We start from the raw sequence: 18,044 nt of genomic DNA on the forward strand, positions 1-18,044 counted from the left end.
CACTTGTGTAGAGAAAGGAGGGCAGGGGAAGAGAAAGCGCCAGGGCCCACGGGGCCGACGAGGCGGAGGGTGATCGAAAATTCGGCGGATGCCCTCCCGGCTTTGGCAGAAGAGATTCTGCCCGGTCGTGACCGGCGTCACAAAACCCGCTGGCAACAGCGGGGACAAAGGGCGTTCGGAGGACAATTTTTGACATGATTTGAGGGATACATAGTATGTGTGGAATCGTAGGATATGTCGGCCGTGAAAACTGTGCCGACCTGTTGATCGACGGTCTGAGCAAACTGGAGTACCGGGGGTACGACTCGGCCGGGGTGGCCATCTTTGACCAAGGGGCCATCCGGGTCGTCAAGGCCCAGGGCCGCCTGGCCTGCCTGGAAGAGAAGCTCAAATCCCAGGGCTGGCCCACCGGCCACTGCGGCATTGGCCACACCCGCTGGGCCACCCACGGGGTGCCCTCGGACGTGAACTCCCACCCCCACTGCGGCAAACACACCGCCGTGGTGCACAACGGCATCATTGAAAACTACATCGAAATCAAAGAATTCTTGCTGGGCAAGGGCTACACCTTCCAGTCCCAGACCGACACCGAGACCGTCGCCAAGCTGCTGGACTACCACCTGGAAAACGGCGCGAAAGACGAGTTTGACGCCATCAGTCGCACCCTGCGGCAGGTGCGGGGCTCCTACGCCCTGGGCATCCTCTTTGACAGCTGCCCCGACAAACTCTTCGGCGTGCGCAAGGAGAGCCCCCTCATCGTCGGGCTGGGCGAGGGCGAAAACTTCATCGCCTCCGACGTGCCGGCCATCCTCAAGCACACCCGCAACTACTACCTGCTAGAGGAAAACGAGGTGGCCACCCTCACCGCCGAGGGGGTCACCATCACCGACCTGGACAGAAACCCCATTGAAAAAGAGGTGCTCACCGCCACCTGGGACATCGAGGCGGCCGAAAAGGGCGGCTATCCCCACTTCATGCTCAAGGAGATTTTTGAGCAGCCCTCGGCCTTCTCCAACACCGTCTCCCCCCGCCTGCGGAACGGGAAGATCGACCTGGGCATCGAGCTGAGCGACGAACAGCTGAAGGCCTTCAAGCAGATTCACATCGTCGCCTGCGGCACCGCCATGCACGCCGGCATTGTCGGGCGCTATCTCATCGAAAAGCTGGCCCGCACCCCGGTCAACGTAGATGTGGCCTCTGAGTTCCGCTATCGCGACCCCATCCTCAACAAAGAGGACCTGGTCATCATCATCTCCCAGTCGGGCGAGACCGCCGACACCCTGGCCGCCATGCGTTTGGCCAAAAAGCACGGTGCCCACACCTTGGCGGTGGTCAACGTGGTGGGCTCCTCCATCGCCCGGGAGGCCGACAGCGTCCTCTACACCTGGGCCGGCCCCGAAATCGCCGTGGCCAGCACCAAGGCCTACACCGTGCAGCTGTCGGTGATGTACCTGCTGGCCTTCAAACTGGGGCTCTGCAAGGGCACCCTCTCGCAGGCCGACGCCGACGCCCTCATCGACGAGTTGGCCGGCATTCCGGTGCAGCTGCAGTCGATTCTCGGTCACGCCGAAGAGTACAAGGCCATCGCAGAGAAGTACTGCCGCGCTGAAGACATGTTCTTCATCGGCCGGGGGCTGGACTACGCCCTCTCCCAGGAGGGGTCTCTCAAACTCAAAGAGATCTCCTATATCCACAGCGAGGCCTACGCCGCCGGCGAGCTGAAGCACGGCACCATCTCCCTCATCACCGACGGGGTGCCGGTCATCGCCCTGGCGACCCAGCAGCGGCTGTGCGAGAAGATGGTCAGCAACATCAAAGAGGTCAAGGCCCGCGGGGCCGACGTCCTCTTCATCTGCTACGAAGGGTACGGCGACTGCTCAGAGTTTGCCGACAGCGTCATCGCCCTGCCCCAGTCAAACGATCTCTTTGCCCCCCTGCTCTCCATCATCCCCATGCAGCTGTTTGCCTACTATGTGGCCCTCCTCAAGGGCTGCGATGTGGATAAACCCCGCAACCTGGCCAAGAGCGTCACTGTGGAGTAGATTTTCAAACTGTAAAGCTTTTAAGAGAGAGCCCGCCTTGATGCGGGCTCTCTCTTTTTCACCCCAGCCCCAGTTCTTGTGGCCGCGGAGGGAGTGAGCTATGGTGGCTAAAAGGCAAAGCGCGCGCTGTCCAGAACCATCAACATGACAGCTTACGACGGCCAGCTGCTGGTGGGGTGTCTGCGCATCCTCACCGACGGCTACTATTTCGGCACCATTACAGAGCTGCTGGTCCTCCCGCAGTACCGGCGGCAGGGCGTCGGCAGCTGCCTTCTCCAGCTGGCCCGGGAGCGCACCCCCACCCTGTTGTACTTTGGCGCACAGCCGGGGGCGGAGAAGTTCTACGAAAAAAACGGGTGTCAGCCGAGCCTGCCGTCCTATGCCATTCAAAAAGAGCGGCCCCGATGATCTCTTTTCTCCCAGAGAAGGCCGCCGGAGAAAGGAGGGAGGGGCCTGCTTTCTCCGGCGGCCGAATGCGCTGGGGCTGGACTCTTCCGTCTCCCCCCCATTTCCCACTTTGGGAAGAAGTGCGCAAAATCACCGTCAGATAGTCTCCTCCTTCCCCGGCGATTGACAGGCTTTTTGTCCAGCCGTATAATGGGTGAGGAAATGCTGTAAAGCAGTAAAATCATGATTTTCGCTGTCCCCTCACCCGTGACTGCGGGGCAGCCGCTATTGGGAGGAAAAACAGATGGACCTGCATCAACTTGTCAAATCGCATGAGTCATACGTGGTGGAGCGCAGACGGGAATTTCACATGCACCCTGAGCTGAGCTTGCAAGAGGAGTGGACCTCCGGCCGCATCGCCGAAGAACTGGCAGCCATGGGCATCCCCTGCGAGATCGTGGGCCGACGCAATGTGGTGGGCGTCATCGAGGGGGGAAAGCCGGGCAAATCCCTGGCCATCCGCGCCGACTTTGACGCCCTGCCTCTGGAAGAGGAGACCGACGTCCCCTACAAGTCCCAGATTCCCGGCTGCATGCACGCCTGCGGCCACGACGCTCACGCCGCCATGCTGCTGGGCACCGGCAAGGCCCTGCTGGAGATCAAAGACCAGCTGGCGGGGAAGGTCTACCTCTGTTTTCAGATCGCCGAGGAGGCCGGCCAGGGTGCCGACGAGATCGTTGAGTACCTGCAGGGCAAGGGCGGGGTCGATCAGGCCATTGGCATCCACGTGCTGGGCGACCTGAACCCCGGCACCCTTGAACTGGTGCCCGGGGCCCGCCTCTCTGGGGCCGAGATTTTCTACATCGACGTCAAGGGGGTGGGTGGCCACGGCTCCCGGCCCGACCTGACCGTCGACCCCATCAAGGCCACGGTGGACTGCTACCAGCGGATCATCACCATCCCCGTCAACCACCACAGCATGTTTGACACCTGTGTGGTCAGCCCCTGCGCCATCAAGTCGGGGGACCGCTTCAACATCGTCCCCGAGACCGGGCACATCGAAGGCACCATCCGCTACTACAAGTACGGCGACGGGCAGAGGGTGCTGGAGAAGATCCGCCAGACCTGTGAGGGGGTCTGTGCCTCCCACGGCTGCACCGTCGAGGTGACCAGCGCGGTCGCCGCCAAATTCCCCCTCATCAACGACCCCGCCGCCACCGAGGACGGCCGCCAGATTGCCCAGGAAATGGGTCTTGAGCTGGTCGACGGCAGAGACCCCTCTGCCGCGTCGGACAACTTTGCCGAATTCCTGGCCACCTTCCCCGGCTTCTACGCCAATCTGGGCTGCCACTCCAACCGACCCGGCACCTCTGGCAACCACCACAACCCCACCTTTGACGTGGATGAAACCGCCCTTCCCCTGGGAGTCGAGTTCTTTGTCCGCTACACTGCCTTTTTCCTGGGCGAGTAAGGGACCTCTCCAGCCGGAGGGAGGAGCCTTTTGCAGAATCTGTGCAATCATGGATAACTCCCCCCTAGCCACAGCGAGATAACCCGTCTTTCCCCTGCAAAAAAAGCGAGACCGCTTAAAGCGGTCTCGCTTTTTTTGGCTTGATGCCTATTGGGCGTAGACTTCCGCCATCTTGTAGAAGAGATCGACAAACTTCTTGCGGTCGGCGCTCTTGACCACCCGGCAGTTGGGGGTCTTGCCCTCGCGGTTGCGGTAGTCCACCACCGTCCGTCCCATGCAGGGGCCGTGGGTCTCTACCGACACAGGCAGCCACTCATAGGTAAAGAGGTCCTCGTCCAGCAGGGCGGCAATGGTCACCGCGTCGCAGGGGCCATATTTGCCGGCAAAGGGGGTGCCCGCCATCCTTTTGCGGCGCTCCCCATCCCGTTTGGCCATAAAGTCAAAAAAACACTCGCTGTACCGATTTCTCATCCCCACAAAGGCGTCGTATTCCTCGTCGGTGAGGTAGCTCATGTGGCAGGCATCCAGGTCGATCATGGTCATGGGAATTCCCGCCTGAAAGACGATTTCCGCCGCATGGGGATCGGCCCAGATGTTAAACTCGCCATAGGGGGAGTGGTTGCCCGCTGTCTGGGCGCCCCCCATAATGGTCAGGTGCTTGATCAGGTCCTTGAGTTCAGGGTATTTGAGAAGGGCGATGGCGATGTTGGTCAGGGGGCCCACAGCTGCAACCTGCATCTCTCCCCCCGCCTTTTTGCACTCCTCATAGATCACATCCCAGGCGGGCAGCGGGTCCAGTTCCTTGTCGGTCTCAGGCAGTTCCAGTCCACCCATCCCGTTTTTCCCGTGGGCCATCTCCGCTGTCTCCTGGGGTACGATCAACGGCTTTTCTGCACCGGCGGCTACCCGGGTCTCGGACAGCCCCATCATCCCCGCCAAACGGCGGGCATTCTCCTGGGTGTAGCACAGGGGGACATTTCCCGCCACCGCGGTGATGGCGCGAATCTCCACCCGGTCGCTGGAGTTCGCCAGCAACATGCAAAAGGCATCGTCCACACCCGGGTCGGTGTCAATGATCAGGGGAATTCTCTTTTCCAAATCAATCTTACTCCTCTCAAATGGCGGTCTGACCGCCTGGTTTATCGGTCGATATTGGCCCACGGGGAATCGGGGGCAGAGGCGGCCAAAGGGTTCCCTTGGCCGCGGCGGTAGAATGCTTAAACCGTCCGGCTTTTGCCATCCCCCACTTTTCGCTTTTCCCACAAGCGGTTCTTGCCGGGAAGCCCTTGGTTGTTGTACCCTTGTAACCCTGCCGCGAGGTGTCTTTCGGGACATTGGACAGCTTTACCCGCCCCACCGGCTGCAAACTTGTGCCTCGGGTCTCCCCCAGGGCCGGACACGGCGTAGCCGCTGTAAGGAAGCGCACCCACCGCCCATCCAGCGGCAGAGAAAGGGAGGTGGTCACGGAACAGGGAACTAAATTATTGTCAGCCCTCTTTCCCACCCCTCTGCCTTTGCAGGCCCTGCAGCAACAAACTTTCCGGTTCGACGCAATTATCTCAGCGTCCGTTTCCGGCGTTGTTTTCCATCTAGGCAACCCGCCCATCATAGTGGTGCAGCAACTTTTTGATGAGGTCGACAAAGGCCTCTCTGTCAATATCCAACCCCACGTCGCAGTTGGGCTCTTTGCCGGTGACGCCGCAGAAATCGGTCACTGTGCAGCCCACCGTGTGTTCGCCGTCCAAATCGACCGAGACGTTGAGGTGCTCTGTCCGGCAGATGCTGGGATCGATGACCCAGGCCACGGCCACTGGGTCGTGCAGTGGGGTCTCATTGACGCCGATGGACTTGTAGTAACTTGAGAAAAAGTCCAGCAGGTCGGCCACCATCACTGCCGCCCGGTTGCCGATGGCCCGGAAGTCGGCGATGTCGCTGTCCCGAATCAGGGCCTTATGGGTGATGTCGATGCCGCACATGGTAACAGGGATGCCGGAGGAAAAGACAAGGTGGGTTGCTTCCGGGTCCTGCCAGGTGTTGAATTCGGTCGTGGGGGTGCGGTTGCCGCTGATGGCCGCCCCACCCATCAGGGAAATACGGCTGATTTTTGCTTTGAGTTCCGGGTGGGCCAAAAAGAGGGTGGCGATATTGGTCAGGGGGCCCAGGGGGATCAAGGTGACCGGGCGGTCACACCCCTCGATCAGCCGGCGCATAAATTCAACTGCGTGGATGGAAACAGGCTTTGAATGGGGCGGCGGCAGCACCGGGCCATCCAGCCCGCTCTCGCCGTGCACATTGGCCGCCACCGTCAACTCCCTGCGGATGGGGCCCTCAGCCCCCACGGCCACAGGTACCTCCTTGCCGATGTAGTCCAGCACTGTCAAGCAGTTCTTGCTGATCTTCTCCAGCGTCTGATTGCCGCCCACCAGGGTCACTCCCAGCACCTCCAGCTTTTCACTGGCCAGCGCCATGGTGAGGGCGATGGCGTCGTCGTGGCCGGGATCGCAATCGATAATAACGGGAATTTTCTCCACAGATGTCTCCTCCTTTGAACAGCCGCGGCCCTTTCGGCCGCCCGTCTTAGAAAAAACAAATGGATAGCCAAACAGCTATCCATTTGCAAGATATTGGGATTTCGACTATCTGGACATGCGGAGCTTTTTGATTTTTGCTTCGCGGCGGATAGCGTAGACGATCAGGCCGATCAGGGTGACGAAGTAGGGGATCATCAGAACCAGCTGATAGGGAATCTTCAGCGACTGCAGGATGGTGGCGATAGCTTCAGCCGCGCCGAACAGCATGGCGGCCAGCATGGTGCCAACAGGGTGCGAGTTGCCGAGGTTCATAGCAGCCAGGGCGATGAAGCCACGGCCAGAGGTCATTTCACGCTGGAACCAGGTCACATAGTCCATGGAGAGGTAGGCGCCGCCCAGAGAAGCGAAGAAGCCGCAGATGATCAGAGACATGGCTTTGATTCTCTTGACGTTGACGCCGACAGACTCAGCGGCATCGGGGTTCTCGCCAACTGCGCGAATCCGCAGACCGATGGCGGTCTTGAACAGCAGGAAGGCGGCGATGAACACGCAGATGAAGGCGAAGTAGGTCAGGATGCTGTGCCCGGAGAGGATCTCGCCCAGAACAGGGATATCCTTGATCAGGGGGATGTCAATGCTGGGCATTTTGTAGCTGGTCAGCCGCGTTGATGTGCCCTTCTCACCCGTTATCATAAACAGTACGAATATGGTAAGACCGGAGACAAAGGTGTTCAAAGCGGTGCCGGCAAGCACCATGTTGGATTTCATGTAGATGCCGTCCCAAGCGAGGATGGCAGCGATCAAAACGCCTACCAGAATGGCGGCCAGAACGCCGGTCCAAAGGCTTCCACCGTAGTGGCACCCAAGAACGCCGCCCAAAGCTGCGGCCAGCATGGTACCTTCCAAGTTCAGGTTCAGAACGCCTGCTCTTGCAGTAAAGATAGCGCCCAGAGAAGCCAGCAGGATGGGGGTTGTAAAACGCAGAGCAGCTTTCAGGGTAGCCCAACTAAACAGAGTCGAAAAAATCTGTTCTAACATTACTTCGCAACCTCCTTCACAGCAATCTGTTTCTGAGCATTCTTAACGATGAGTTTATGTTTCCACTTGGCCAGGAACATGTCGGCAGCAACCAGCATGATGACAACGCCCTGGATGATAAACACGAACTCGATGGGCATATCGGTAACACGGGACATGACGTCAGCACCGGTACGAATGTAGGCCAGGAACAGAGCGGACAGGGGAACCATTGCAGGGTTGTAGCGAGCCAGAATACCGACCATCAGAGCGTCGTTGCCGTAGGTCGGGGGAGCCTCCCAGGTAAACCGGGTGAACAGACCCATCATCTCGACAGAACCGCCGATACCGGAGATGATACCGCCGATGATCTGGGAGTACATCATAACGGAAGCAACTGCGATACCGGAGTACTTGGCGAAATCCTGGTTCTGGCCGACTGCGCGGATGGCATAGCCCCATTTGGTCTTGTAAAGGAGCAGGTAAGCAAAGACCACGACCAGGGCGCAGATGATGATACCGGTGTGAATGCGGGTGCCCTTGATCAAAACGGTCAGCTTGGCAGATTTGAGGAACTCGTAAGAGGCGTTGAAGCCCGCGTCTTTGTCTTTAAAGACGTAAATCAAGAAGTAGGCCACAAAGTTGTTGACAATGTAGTTGAGCATCAGGGAGGAAACGACCTCAGAGGCCTTCCATTTCACCTTCATGAAGGCGGGGATAGCGGCGATGGCGCCGCCGATGATAGCGCCCATGAAGATGACCAGCAGGCTGTGCAGGCCCTTCGGCAGCTTCACGTAGATGGCAAACCAGGAGCTCAAGCAGGCCGCCAGGAAGAAGGAGGACTGGGTGATCATGGAGAACTGGTTGGCCGAGTACATGATGGCAACACCGACGCCGCAGAAGGTCAGAGGGATTGCCAACTCAATGACGTTTGCCATCCGGCGGACGGACTGCAGAGGCCCGATCAGGAAAACCTTAAAGGTCTCAAACGGGTCTTTACTGACCATCAGGATGAGAATAAACGCAATTACAAAAGAGATGAGAACACAGAGAACGGTTTTGAAAAAGTCAAAGCGTTTTTCAATTTGTTTACTAGTCATAGCAGACCCTCCCGATTTCCTCGTCGGACATTCTCTTCAGGCCCAGCATGTACTCACCAAGAATGAAGTCGGTGACCTGAGAGGCATCTTCAAAGTAGGCAACGATCTCGCCGCCGCACATGACAACCAAGCTATCGCTCAATTCCAGCGCTTCGTTGAGGTCTGCGGTGATCAGCAGAACAGCTGCGCCACCATCTCTCAGCTCGACGAGCTTTCTGCGGATGAACTCGGTGGCGCCGACGTCGATGCCGCGGGTGGGCTGATTGGCGACGATCAGGCGGGTCTGGCCGGAGAACTCTCTGGCGACGACGACCTTCTGCATGTTGCCGCCGGAGAGCATCCGAACCGGCTCATTGCGGTCGCCACATTTGACCAGGAACTCCTTGATGAGCTCGTCTACTTCACTATCGAGCTTCTTGTTGTTCATCAGGGGGCCCTGCTTGTAATCTTTCTTGTAGTAGCGGTCAGAGATGATGTTGTCCTTGACCGACAGGTTCTCAGAGCAGCCGTAGGTCATGCGGTCCTCGGAGATGTGAGCAACCCCCATCTCGCGGATCTTGCGGATGGATTTGCCGCGGATGGACTGGCCGTCGATGGTGATCTCACCGTTGTTCAGCGGCAACAGGCCGGTGATGATCTCGGAGATCTCGCGCTGGCCGTTGCCCTCAACGCCGGCAATACCGACGATCTCGCCCTTGCGGACACTGGCGCTGAAGCCCTTGACAATGTCGCGGCCCTCTTCGTCTTTGTATGTAAGATCGCGGATTTTCAGCACGGTCTCTCCGGGCTGGGCTTTGGTCTTGTCGATCTTCAGCATGACGTCGCGGCCGACCATCATCCGGGAGATGTCCTGCTGGGTCACGTCTGCCACAATGGCGGTGCCCACGGATTTGCCCAGGCGCAGAACGGTCAGGCGGTCGCAGAGCTCTTTGACCTCGTCCAGGTGGTGAGAGATGAAAATGATCGTATGGCCCAGCTCTTTCAGGTGGCGCAGCTGCACGAACAGCTCGGCGGTCTCCTGCGGAGTCAGAACGGCGGTGGGCTCGTCGAGGATCAGGATCTCGGCGCCGCGGATCAGGGCTTTGAGGATCTCGACTTTCTGTTTGTTGCCGACGGCCAGTTCCTCAACTTTTCTGGTGACGTCCAGCTTGAAGCCGTACTTTTCACAGGCTTCCTGGGCGACCTTGTTGGCCTGCGCCATGTTCAGCGGCCCGAACTTGCCGAACTTTTTGGGCTCCATGCCCAGAATCAGGTTTTCAGCGATGGTCAAAGAGGGGCAGAGCATAAAGTGCTGCCAAACCATGCCGACCCCAAGGGCGATGGCCTCTAGGGGGTTGTTGATTTTGACCTCTTCTCCCTTGATGACAATACGGCCTTCTTCGGGGGTTTCACTACCGAAGAGGACCTTCATCAAGGTGGACTTGCCAGCGCCGTTCTCGCCACACAGCGCGTGGATCTCGCCCTTATTAACGGACAATGTTACGTCTTTGTTGGCCACAAAGCCATTGGCGTACACTTTGGTAATGTTGTCCATTAATAGAATTTCTTCTGGCATACAATCACCTCGTACTTACCTTTAAACGGCCTGCCTTTTGACAGGACATTTGCAGTAGATTTTCGTGATTTCGGGCGCTCGGGACACCCAAAGATTAGTATTGAAAACCCTGTGGCCGCACCAAACGCCGCACGGCACCCAATACTAATTTCACTATCATAAATTCTAACCAATTTGCTTGGAAATGTAAACAGGGAATGAAGAAAACCTCTTTATAGCACATATATGGCTTTTGGATTTTATGCAAATTGTCAGTTTTTGAATTTTTGCTAAGAGGAACGCTCAAAAATAACTAGATAAAATTGCCATAAACATTGAAAACAAACTGAAGTTAATTTGTACAACTGTATAGATGATTGCAAATTTGCAGCGGTTTTCTCTTGTCAAATATAACAGTTTCCTCATTTTTACAGTTCGTTCACAAACTCGGTTGACCTCCCCGGCCTATCGCTCTGTTTTCTGTTTGTGCAAAGGGCTCTACACACCCTTGCGAAAATTGCATTGACGATTTCCAAAAAATTGCGTGCCCAAGAAAAAAGCGCTTTCGCTTTTCGGCGCACCCCATTGCTCTCATTTTTCCGCAAAAAAGAAGAGCGGAAAATCCGCTCTTCTTTTGATTGTTCGCTAGGAGTTTACGGTTTCACAGAGTCGCGGCGTTTGTTCAGCTCGTCCTGAGCCATGCCGTAACCGGTGGTGACCTTCACCTTGCCGCTCTTGATGTCCTCGCGGGCAGCGTTCACGGCGTCTTTGCACTCCTGAGGAGCCTGCGCCTTGTAGTACTCGTTCTCCGCCAGATCGGCAACGCCCTTCTCAACGCCCCAGTCCTCACGGGTGCCGTAGTAAGTGGCAGTGCCGTTGTAGGTGTCGGTGATGGCGGTCTCCAGAGCCACGTTCACTCTCTTCTCAGCAGAGGTGATGATGACCTTGGCGATCTCGGGTTTCTCGTCTTTGAAGAACTCGTACTGGTCAGCGTCCACGCCGATGCCCCAGATCTCCGCCTCCTGGCAGGCCTGGAACACGCCCAGACCGGCGCCACCGGCGACCTGGTGCAGAACGTCAGCTTTGTTGTTGTTGACCATCATCAGGCTGAACTCTTTGGCCTTGGGGGCATCGGTGTAAGAGCCGTTGTAAACCAGGGCAACCTTGCCGTTGGCGTCAACTCTCTGGACACCCTCGATGAAGCCGACCAGGAAGTCGTTGATAACGGGGGCTTCCATGCCGCCCAGGAACCCGACAACCTTGGTCTTGCTCAGGGTCATGGCGAAAACACCGGCCAGGTAGTCGCTCTCACACTGACGGAAGGTGATGGCGAAGACGTTGGACATCTTGATCTCGGTGCCCGGCTCGATGTCGAAGCAGACAAACTTGGTGTCCGGGAACTCATCGGCGTGTCTCTCGAGAATCTCGAGGAACTCGTTGCCAGAGAAGATGATCATGTCGTACGCATCAGCGCTGTCCAGCAGAGCGGGCTCCATCTTGGCCTTGTCGGTGCCGTACTCGACCGCTTTGTAGGTGATGCCCAGCTTTTCACCGGCGGACTTGATGCCCTCGTAGGAGATGTCGTTGAAGGACTTGTCGCCCAGAGCACCGACGATAAAGCCTACGCTCTTGATGGCGCCCTCTTTGGCGTCGCCGCCAGAGCCCTCTTCTTTGCTGTCGCCGCAACCGGTCAGGGCCAAGCCCGCAACCATGGTCACTGCCAGCAGCATTGCCAGAAGTTTTTTCATTTTGAATAGCCTCCCCATAAAAATACTTGAGATGGGTTTTTCCATGCTTGCAGTATAATCCTTTCGTAACAGTTCGTCAATAAAATCGAACCGTTTTCTCTAATATGGAACAAAATCTCAACCTTTTTTTGTGCACGATTTATATAAATCCATAAATTCTATTTAAAAGTTTCCCTTCCTTATATAAATGGACGTTTTCTCTTCAACTTTTGTGATATTTTCCCTATCAAATGTGATTTTTGGAAAAAATCCCCTTTGTTTCTGATCATCTGCAAAATGGCCCTTTCAAACGGCCAATTTTCCCTTCTCCCGTTCCTTTTCGGCGACATACTGCTCCCGCCAACTGCCATTCAAAAGGGAAGTATTTCTTCTCCTCTTAGCAAAATGCCCCCCTTCTCCAGAAAAATCATTTTCTCGCTTTCCGTTCCCCCGCCCCTATGAGGTGCTCTCCTCCTCGCGAAGGGCCTGTCACAAAAAAGAAGGGGGCGCCTTTGCGCCCCCTTCTCCCGATGGAAAAAGCGAATTCTACGGTTTTACCGAATTGCGGCGTTTGTTCAGTTCTTCCTGCTCCATGCCATAGCCGGTGGTGACCTTTACCTTGCCGCTCTTGACATCCTCGCGGGCTGCGTCGACCGCGTCTTTGCAAGCCTGCGGCGCGTTGGCCTCATAAAACTCGTTTTGAGCCAGGTCGGCAACCCCCTTCTCAATTCCCCAGTCCTCACGGGTGCCATAGTAGGTGGCAGTGCCATTGTAAGTATCGGTGATGGCAATTTCAAGGGCCACATTCACCCTCTTTTCGGCAGAGGTGATAATGACCGCAGCGATCTCGGGTTTCTCATCTTTAAAGAACTCATACTGGTCGGCATCTACGCCGATCCCCCAAATTTCAGCCTCTTGACAGGCCTGGAACACCCCCAGGCCGGCGCCGCCGGCAACCTGGTGTAAAACATCCGCCTTGTTCTGGTTGACCATCATCAAACAGAACTCTTTGGCCTTGGGCGCATCGCTGTAAGAGCCGTTGTAGACCAGCGCCACCTTGCCGTTGGGGTCCACCCTCTGCACCCCTTCAATAAATCCGACCAAAAAATCGTTGATGACGGGGGCTTCCATGCCGCCCAAAAACCCGACGACCTTGGTTTTGCTCAAGGTCATGGCAAAAGCACCCGCCAGGTAATCGCTCTCGCACTGGCGGAAGGTGATGGCAAAAACATTGGCCATCTTGATCTCGGTGCCGGGCTCGATGTCAAAACAGACAAACTTGGTGTCGGGAAAATCGTCGGGGTATTTGTACAGGTACTCCAAAAATTCGTTTCCGGAGAAGATGACCATATCATAGGTTTCCGCGCTGTCCAAAAGGGCCGGCTCCATCTTGGATTTGTCGGTGCCGTACTCCACAGCCTTGTGGGTGATCCCCAGCTTCTCGCCGGCGGCCTTTACCCCCGCCCAGGAGATGTCGACAAACGACTTGTCACCGAGGGCGCCGGCGAGGAATGCCACACTCTTGATGGTCCCCTCTTTGTTTTCGCCCGCTCCGCCCTCCTCTTTGCTGTCGCCGCAGCCGGTCAGGAGCATTCCCGCTGTCAATGTCAGTGCCAATAGCAGTGCGCCGATTTTCTTCATGTCAAGCATCCTCCTCAAAATGGCCTCTCACGGGTGGGTTCGTTTGCCTTGACCATATACTATGTATAAAAATATGTCAACATGTAAACAAAATCTTCTCTCTTTTCAATCAATACAGCTATTTCTTTTGTACTCATTTAACAGAAACATTGGTAAAATCACCTGTTTTACCGCGTTCCTCTCCGCTAAAGAATCCTCGTCTACCTGCTCCTATCCCCGTGTCAAGCCCTTTTCCACACAAAAAAGGGGAGAGCGAAATCGCTCTCCCCTTTTGACTTGATTGAGCCGTTTGAAAACCCGCTTGTTGAGAAACCGCTCTCTTAAGCTTTCACTTTGTTGCGCAGGGCGTTCAGGGTATCCTGATCCATGCCGTAACCGGTGGAAACTTTGATGGAGCCGTCGATGATGCCCTTCTTGCACTCGTCGACAAACGCGCGCTGCTCTTCGGTGGTGTTCTCTTTGTAGTAGTCGTTCTCGACCAGAACGGTAACTTCCTTCTCAACGCCCCATTTTTTAATGGTGCCGAAGTCGCTGGTGTCACCGTTGTAGGTGCGGGTGACAATGTCCTCGATGGCAATGTCGTTGCGCTTGAGCATGGAGGTCAAAATAACGTTGGCGATCTCGGGCTTGGAGTCCACGAAGAACTGCCGCTGGTCGGCGTCCACGCCGATGCCCCAGACACCCTTATGTTCAGTCGCAGCCTCGAACACGCCCAGGCCAGCGCCGCCGGCCACGCCGTGCAGAACGTCCGCCTTGTTGGTGGTGATCTGAAGGAGCGCAAACTCTTTGGCCTTGGGGGCGTTGGTGTAGTCGCCCACGAAGGCGATGGCCACCTTGCCGTCAGCCCTGGCGTGGAGAGCACCCTCCATGTAGCCGACCATGAAGTCGTTGATAACGGGGGCCTCAGCGCCGCCGACAAAGCCGATGACACCGGTCTTGGAGATCTTCATGGCCAGCGCACCGGCCAGGAAGTCGCCCTCGTTCTGGGCATAGGTGATGCAGAAGACGTTGGGATACTTGGGATCCTTGTCAGGGTCGATGTCAAAGCCGACAAACTTCACATCGGGGAACTCGCCCGCCTCGAGGTGACGCTGGATCAACTCCAGCTGCTCGCCGCTGGAAAAGAAGACCATGTCAAAGCTCTCAGCCGCGTCCAGGAAAGCAGGCTCCATCTTGGATTTGTCGGTGCCGTACTCGATGGTCTTGTACTCCAACCCCAACTTTTTGCCGGAGTTGACGATGCCGTCATTCGCGATGTCGTTGAAGGACTTGTCGCCCAGGTTGGTGGTGACAAAGCAGATACTCTTGATGGTGTTCTTTTCTTCACCGCTGCCTTTGCCCTCCTCCTTGCTGTCGCCGCAGCCAACGAGCGCCAGAGAGGCGATCATGGTTACGGCAAGCAAAGATGCCAGTAATTTTTTCATTTTGAAACCTCCTCCAAATGGTTCCCCGCGCCACACGGGGATTGTCAAACGGGTTCTGCTGTAATTCATTCTAGCCAGTTGGAAATGCCTTGTCAATTCAATCGCTCTACTTTTGCCGATTTTCATCAAAATCAATTCTCATTTTTGTGCGCTTTTCCTTTTTGTGTGTAATCTGTTCATATAGAAAACCGTTTTTACATTTTATTGTGGTAAAATACTACAACTTTTTTGTCAAAGCCTCCCTTCCTCTTCTTTTTTTCCCTGTCTCCCCAAATTGTGCAAACTGTATGCAACTATCATTTTCCATAAAAAAATTCATTAACTTTCACTCTTGGGGATTCCCCCTATCAGGTAAAAAGATGGCGCTTTTTTCGGCTGTTTAGGGGCAAAAAGGCCGCTCTCTTTTTCTGCACAAAAAGAGAAAACGCCTCCATGCACTGTATGAAGGCGCCTTCCCATTCATTTTTCCTGCGGCTTACATATCTCGTTTATCGCCCAGAAAGAAGACGGCCATGGTGCCGCAGCCGGTGTGGCTGCCGATGACCGCGCCGATGTAGTTGATGTACACCTCTTTGACGCCAAAGCGCTGCTTGATCTGCTTGGCTGTCTGCTGGGCATCCTCCAGGCAGTCGGCATGGCAGATGTAGACCACGTCGTTGTCCTCTTTGACAAACTTCTCCTCCATGGTCTTGAGGAGGGATTCTACCCCCGCCTTGCGGCCCCGCGCCTTGCCCACCGGGATGAGCTTGCCCTCGTTGTTGACGTGGATGATGGGCTTGATGCCCAGCATGGTGCCAAAGACCGCCGCTGTCTTGGAGACGCGGCCGCCCCGCTGCAGGTGGTGCAGATCATCGGCAACCACCTGGTGACACAGGCGCAGCTTGTTGCGCTCGGCCCACTCGGCCACCTCCTCCATGCTCTTTCCCTCGTCCTGTAGGCGGCGCATGTGGTGGTAGAGCAGCCCCTCCCCCAGCGATGCGCAGAGGGAGTCGATGACGGTGATTTTGCGCGCGGGGTATTTTTCCCGCAGTTCGTCGGCGGCCACCATCATGCTGCCGCAGGTACCACTGAGGCCGGAGGTAAAAGCCAGGTGAAGGATGTCGTACCCCTGCTGCAAAAAGGGCTCAAAAAAGTGAATCCCCTCCTCCGGGGTGACCTGCGAGGTGGTGGGCATCGCCCCTGCCCGCAGGGCATCGTAAAAGGCCTTGTAGTCTCCCGTATCGGTGGCATTGAGGTCGGGGCGGCTCACCCCGTCCACCACGTAGGAGAGGGGGACCATGTGAATGTCGTGTTCCTTTATATAAGCGGGGTCGAAGTCGGTGGTGGAGTCGGTGGTGATGAGATAGGTGTTTTCCATGTTGGATACCTCCCTGTTTATTGTCTACATTTTATAGTATCTGCACTGGGAAATCAAGGCAAACCCCATTTCCCCACTTTTTCTCCAAGGCAGCCTTTCAAAAGATGTGCAATTTGTCGACACAATTGTTTTTTCATACAAATTGTGATAAAATTTGATAAGCTGTGTCGATTTCGGCAAAACCAAAGGAGGTCATTGCTATGGAGCACTTCGGCTTCTGGTCCCTGCTCCCCCCCATCTTGGCCATTGTCCTGGCCCTCATCACCAAAGAGGTCATCTCCTCGCTTCTGGTGGGCATTCTCTCCGGGCTGCTCATCTACACCGGCGGCAATCCCCTTCAGGCCCTGGTGGAGCTCTTTTCCCTCATCACCACCAAAATCGGCGACAACGCCTATATGGTGGTCTTTCTCTCCCTGCTGGGGGCCCTGGTCTGTGTGGTCACCATGTCGGGCGGCTCCCGCTCCTACGGCGACTGGGCGTCCCGCAAGATCAAAAAGCGTTCCAGCGCCATGCTGGCCACCAGCGGGCTGGGACTGCTCATCTTTATTGACGACTACTTCAACTGTCTCACAGTGGGCACCGTCATGCGCCCCATCACCGACAAACACCTGATCTCCCGCGCCAAACTGGCTTACGTGATCGACGCCACTGCCGCCCCCATCTGCGCCATCGCCCCCATCTCCAGCTTTGCGGCCTACGCCATTTCGGTGCTGGCGGACACCGGCGCCACCCAAAACGGGATGACCACCTTTTTGCAGTCGGTCCCCTTTAACCTCTACGCCATCCTCACCATCATCATGGTCATCGCCCTCTCCCTCTGCCAGCTGGATTTCGGCCCGATGGAGCGGTTTGAGAAGGCTTGTCGGGAGGGCAGAGGCAAAGGCAGTGGGGCCAAAAACGCCCTCGCTGCCCAGGCGCAGGACGAACTTGACGGGATCGTCCCCTCGGAAAAGGGGCGGATTTGGGATCTGGTTCTCCCCATTGCCTCCCTCATCCTCTTCACTGTGGCCTCCATGCTCTGGACCGGCGGCTTCGGCACCGTGGTGGAGGGCGAGAAAGTTGGGCTGATGGCAGCCTTTGCCAACACCGACTCCAACGCCTCCCTCACCTACGGGGCTTTTGGCGCCCTGATTGTGGCCCTGCTCCTCTATCTGCCCCGCCGTCTCATGACCTTTAAAGAGTTCTTTGGCGGCATCACCACCGGCTTTAAATCCATGCTGGGCGCCATCACCATCATGGTTTTGGCCTGGTCCATCGGCGGCGTCTGCACCGAATACCTGCTCACCGGGCAGTACGTGGGCGAACTGGTGCGCACCTCCCAGTTCCCCCTGCAGCTCTTCCCCGCTGTCATCTTCGCGGTGGCGGGCGGCCTCGCCTTTGCCACCGGCACCTCCTGGGGGACCTTTGCCATGCTCATCCCCATCTCGGTGGAGATCTCCCGCTACTCGGCGCCGGAACTGATCCCCATCATCTTTGCCGCCATCCTGGCCGGGGCGGTCTACGGCGACCACTGCTCCCCCATCTCCGACACCACCATCCTCTCCTCCGCGGGGGCCGGGTGCAACCACATCGACCACGTGTCTACCCAGCTGCCCTACGCCACCCTGGCTGCCGGCTGCTGCTTTGTGGGCTTTATTGTGGCAGGCTTTACCGCCAACGCCCTTCTCACCCTGGCGGTGGCGGTGGCGCTGCTGCTTCTCTCCCTCCTCTTCCTCCACCGCCGCACCGTGAAAAAGGAGCAGGCTGCAGCTGCCAACCGTTAAGGGGCAACCCTCTCCGGCAAACCCATCTGCCCGTATCGCTCGGGCAGCCA

13 protein-coding genes are annotated in these 18,044 nt (G+C 56.8%); 4 read left to right on the plus strand and 9 right to left on the minus strand.

What is annotated here, in order from left to right:
- The first annotated feature begins 215 nt into the window (after positions 1-215).
- The 3 genes from glmS to HJY11_RS07805 all read left to right on the plus strand — a co-directional run bounded on the left by glmS (position 216) and on the right by HJY11_RS07805 (position 3,900).
- A complete protein-coding gene (gene glmS, locus HJY11_RS07795; protein WP_208075428.1) occupies positions 216-2,042 on the plus strand; it encodes a glutamine--fructose-6-phosphate transaminase (isomerizing) in 1,827 nt (608 codons plus the stop codon).
- 144 nt (positions 2,043-2,186) lie between these two features.
- Complete coding sequence (locus HJY11_RS07800; protein WP_208075429.1) at positions 2,187-2,450, plus strand: GNAT family N-acetyltransferase; 264 nt, start codon at positions 2,187-2,189, stop codon at positions 2,448-2,450.
- 283 nt (positions 2,451-2,733) lie between these two features.
- Positions 2,734-3,900, plus strand: coding sequence for a M20 metallopeptidase family protein (locus tag HJY11_RS07805; protein ID WP_208075430.1), 1,167 nt, complete (start codon positions 2,734-2,736; stop codon positions 3,898-3,900).
- A gap of 147 nt (positions 3,901-4,047) precedes the next feature.
- On the opposite strand, the gene HJY11_RS07810 is transcribed toward HJY11_RS07805, so the two are convergent.
- From HJY11_RS07810 to HJY11_RS07850, 9 genes are all read right to left on the minus strand, one after another.
- Positions 4,048-4,998 carry a nucleoside hydrolase gene (locus HJY11_RS07810; protein ID WP_208075431.1) on the minus strand — a complete coding sequence of 317 codons (951 nt, stop codon included), beginning with the start codon at positions 4,996-4,998 and terminating at the stop codon, positions 4,048-4,050.
- A gap of 491 nt (positions 4,999-5,489) precedes the next feature.
- Positions 5,490-6,431 (minus strand): nucleoside hydrolase, encoded by a 942-nt coding sequence (locus tag HJY11_RS07815; RefSeq protein WP_208075432.1) that lies wholly within the window; start codon positions 6,429-6,431, stop codon positions 5,490-5,492.
- A gap of 105 nt (positions 6,432-6,536) precedes the next feature.
- Positions 6,537-7,469 carry an ABC transporter permease gene (locus tag HJY11_RS07820; RefSeq protein ID WP_208075433.1) on the minus strand — a complete coding sequence of 311 codons (933 nt, stop codon included), beginning with the start codon at positions 7,467-7,469 and terminating at the stop codon, positions 6,537-6,539.
- Complete coding sequence (locus tag HJY11_RS07825; RefSeq protein WP_208075434.1) at positions 7,469-8,548, minus strand: ABC transporter permease; 1,080 nt, start codon at positions 8,546-8,548, stop codon at positions 7,469-7,471. Before HJY11_RS07825 ends, HJY11_RS07820 begins: the two co-directional genes overlap by 1 nt.
- The gene (locus HJY11_RS07830) at positions 8,541-10,082 is read right to left on the minus strand and encodes an ABC transporter ATP-binding protein (protein ID WP_368041560.1); all 1,542 of its coding nucleotides are present in this window, start codon (positions 10,080-10,082) and stop codon (positions 8,541-8,543) included. Before HJY11_RS07830 ends, HJY11_RS07825 begins: the two co-directional genes overlap by 8 nt.
- A gap of 653 nt (positions 10,083-10,735) precedes the next feature.
- Positions 10,736-11,830, minus strand: coding sequence for a BMP family ABC transporter substrate-binding protein (locus HJY11_RS07835; protein ID WP_208075436.1), 1,095 nt, complete (start codon positions 11,828-11,830; stop codon positions 10,736-10,738).
- 525 nt (positions 11,831-12,355) lie between these two features.
- On the minus strand, positions 12,356-13,450 hold the full coding sequence (locus tag HJY11_RS07840) for a BMP family ABC transporter substrate-binding protein (protein WP_208075437.1): 1,095 nt from the start codon (positions 13,448-13,450) through the stop codon (positions 12,356-12,358).
- 320 nt (positions 13,451-13,770) lie between these two features.
- Complete coding sequence (locus HJY11_RS07845) at positions 13,771-14,874, minus strand: BMP family lipoprotein (protein WP_208075438.1); 1,104 nt, start codon at positions 14,872-14,874, stop codon at positions 13,771-13,773.
- A 475-nt stretch (positions 14,875-15,349) separates the two neighbouring features.
- Entirely contained in the window at positions 15,350-16,231 is an 882-nt protein-coding gene (locus tag HJY11_RS07850) for a DegV family protein (RefSeq protein WP_208075439.1), read from the minus strand.
- 200 nt (positions 16,232-16,431) lie between these two features.
- Here HJY11_RS07850 and HJY11_RS07855 point away from each other — a divergent pair, with 200 nt between their 5' ends.
- Positions 16,432-17,994 carry a Na+/H+ antiporter NhaC family protein gene (locus HJY11_RS07855; protein ID WP_208075440.1) on the plus strand — a complete coding sequence of 521 codons (1,563 nt, stop codon included), beginning with the start codon at positions 16,432-16,434 and terminating at the stop codon, positions 17,992-17,994.
- The last annotated feature ends 50 nt before the right edge of the window (positions 17,995-18,044 follow it).

The sequence above is a fragment of the Bittarella massiliensis (ex Durand et al. 2017) genome, from assembly GCF_017566145.1.
Taxonomy (GTDB): domain Bacteria; phylum Bacillota; class Clostridia; order Oscillospirales; family Ruminococcaceae; genus Bittarella; species Bittarella massiliensis_A.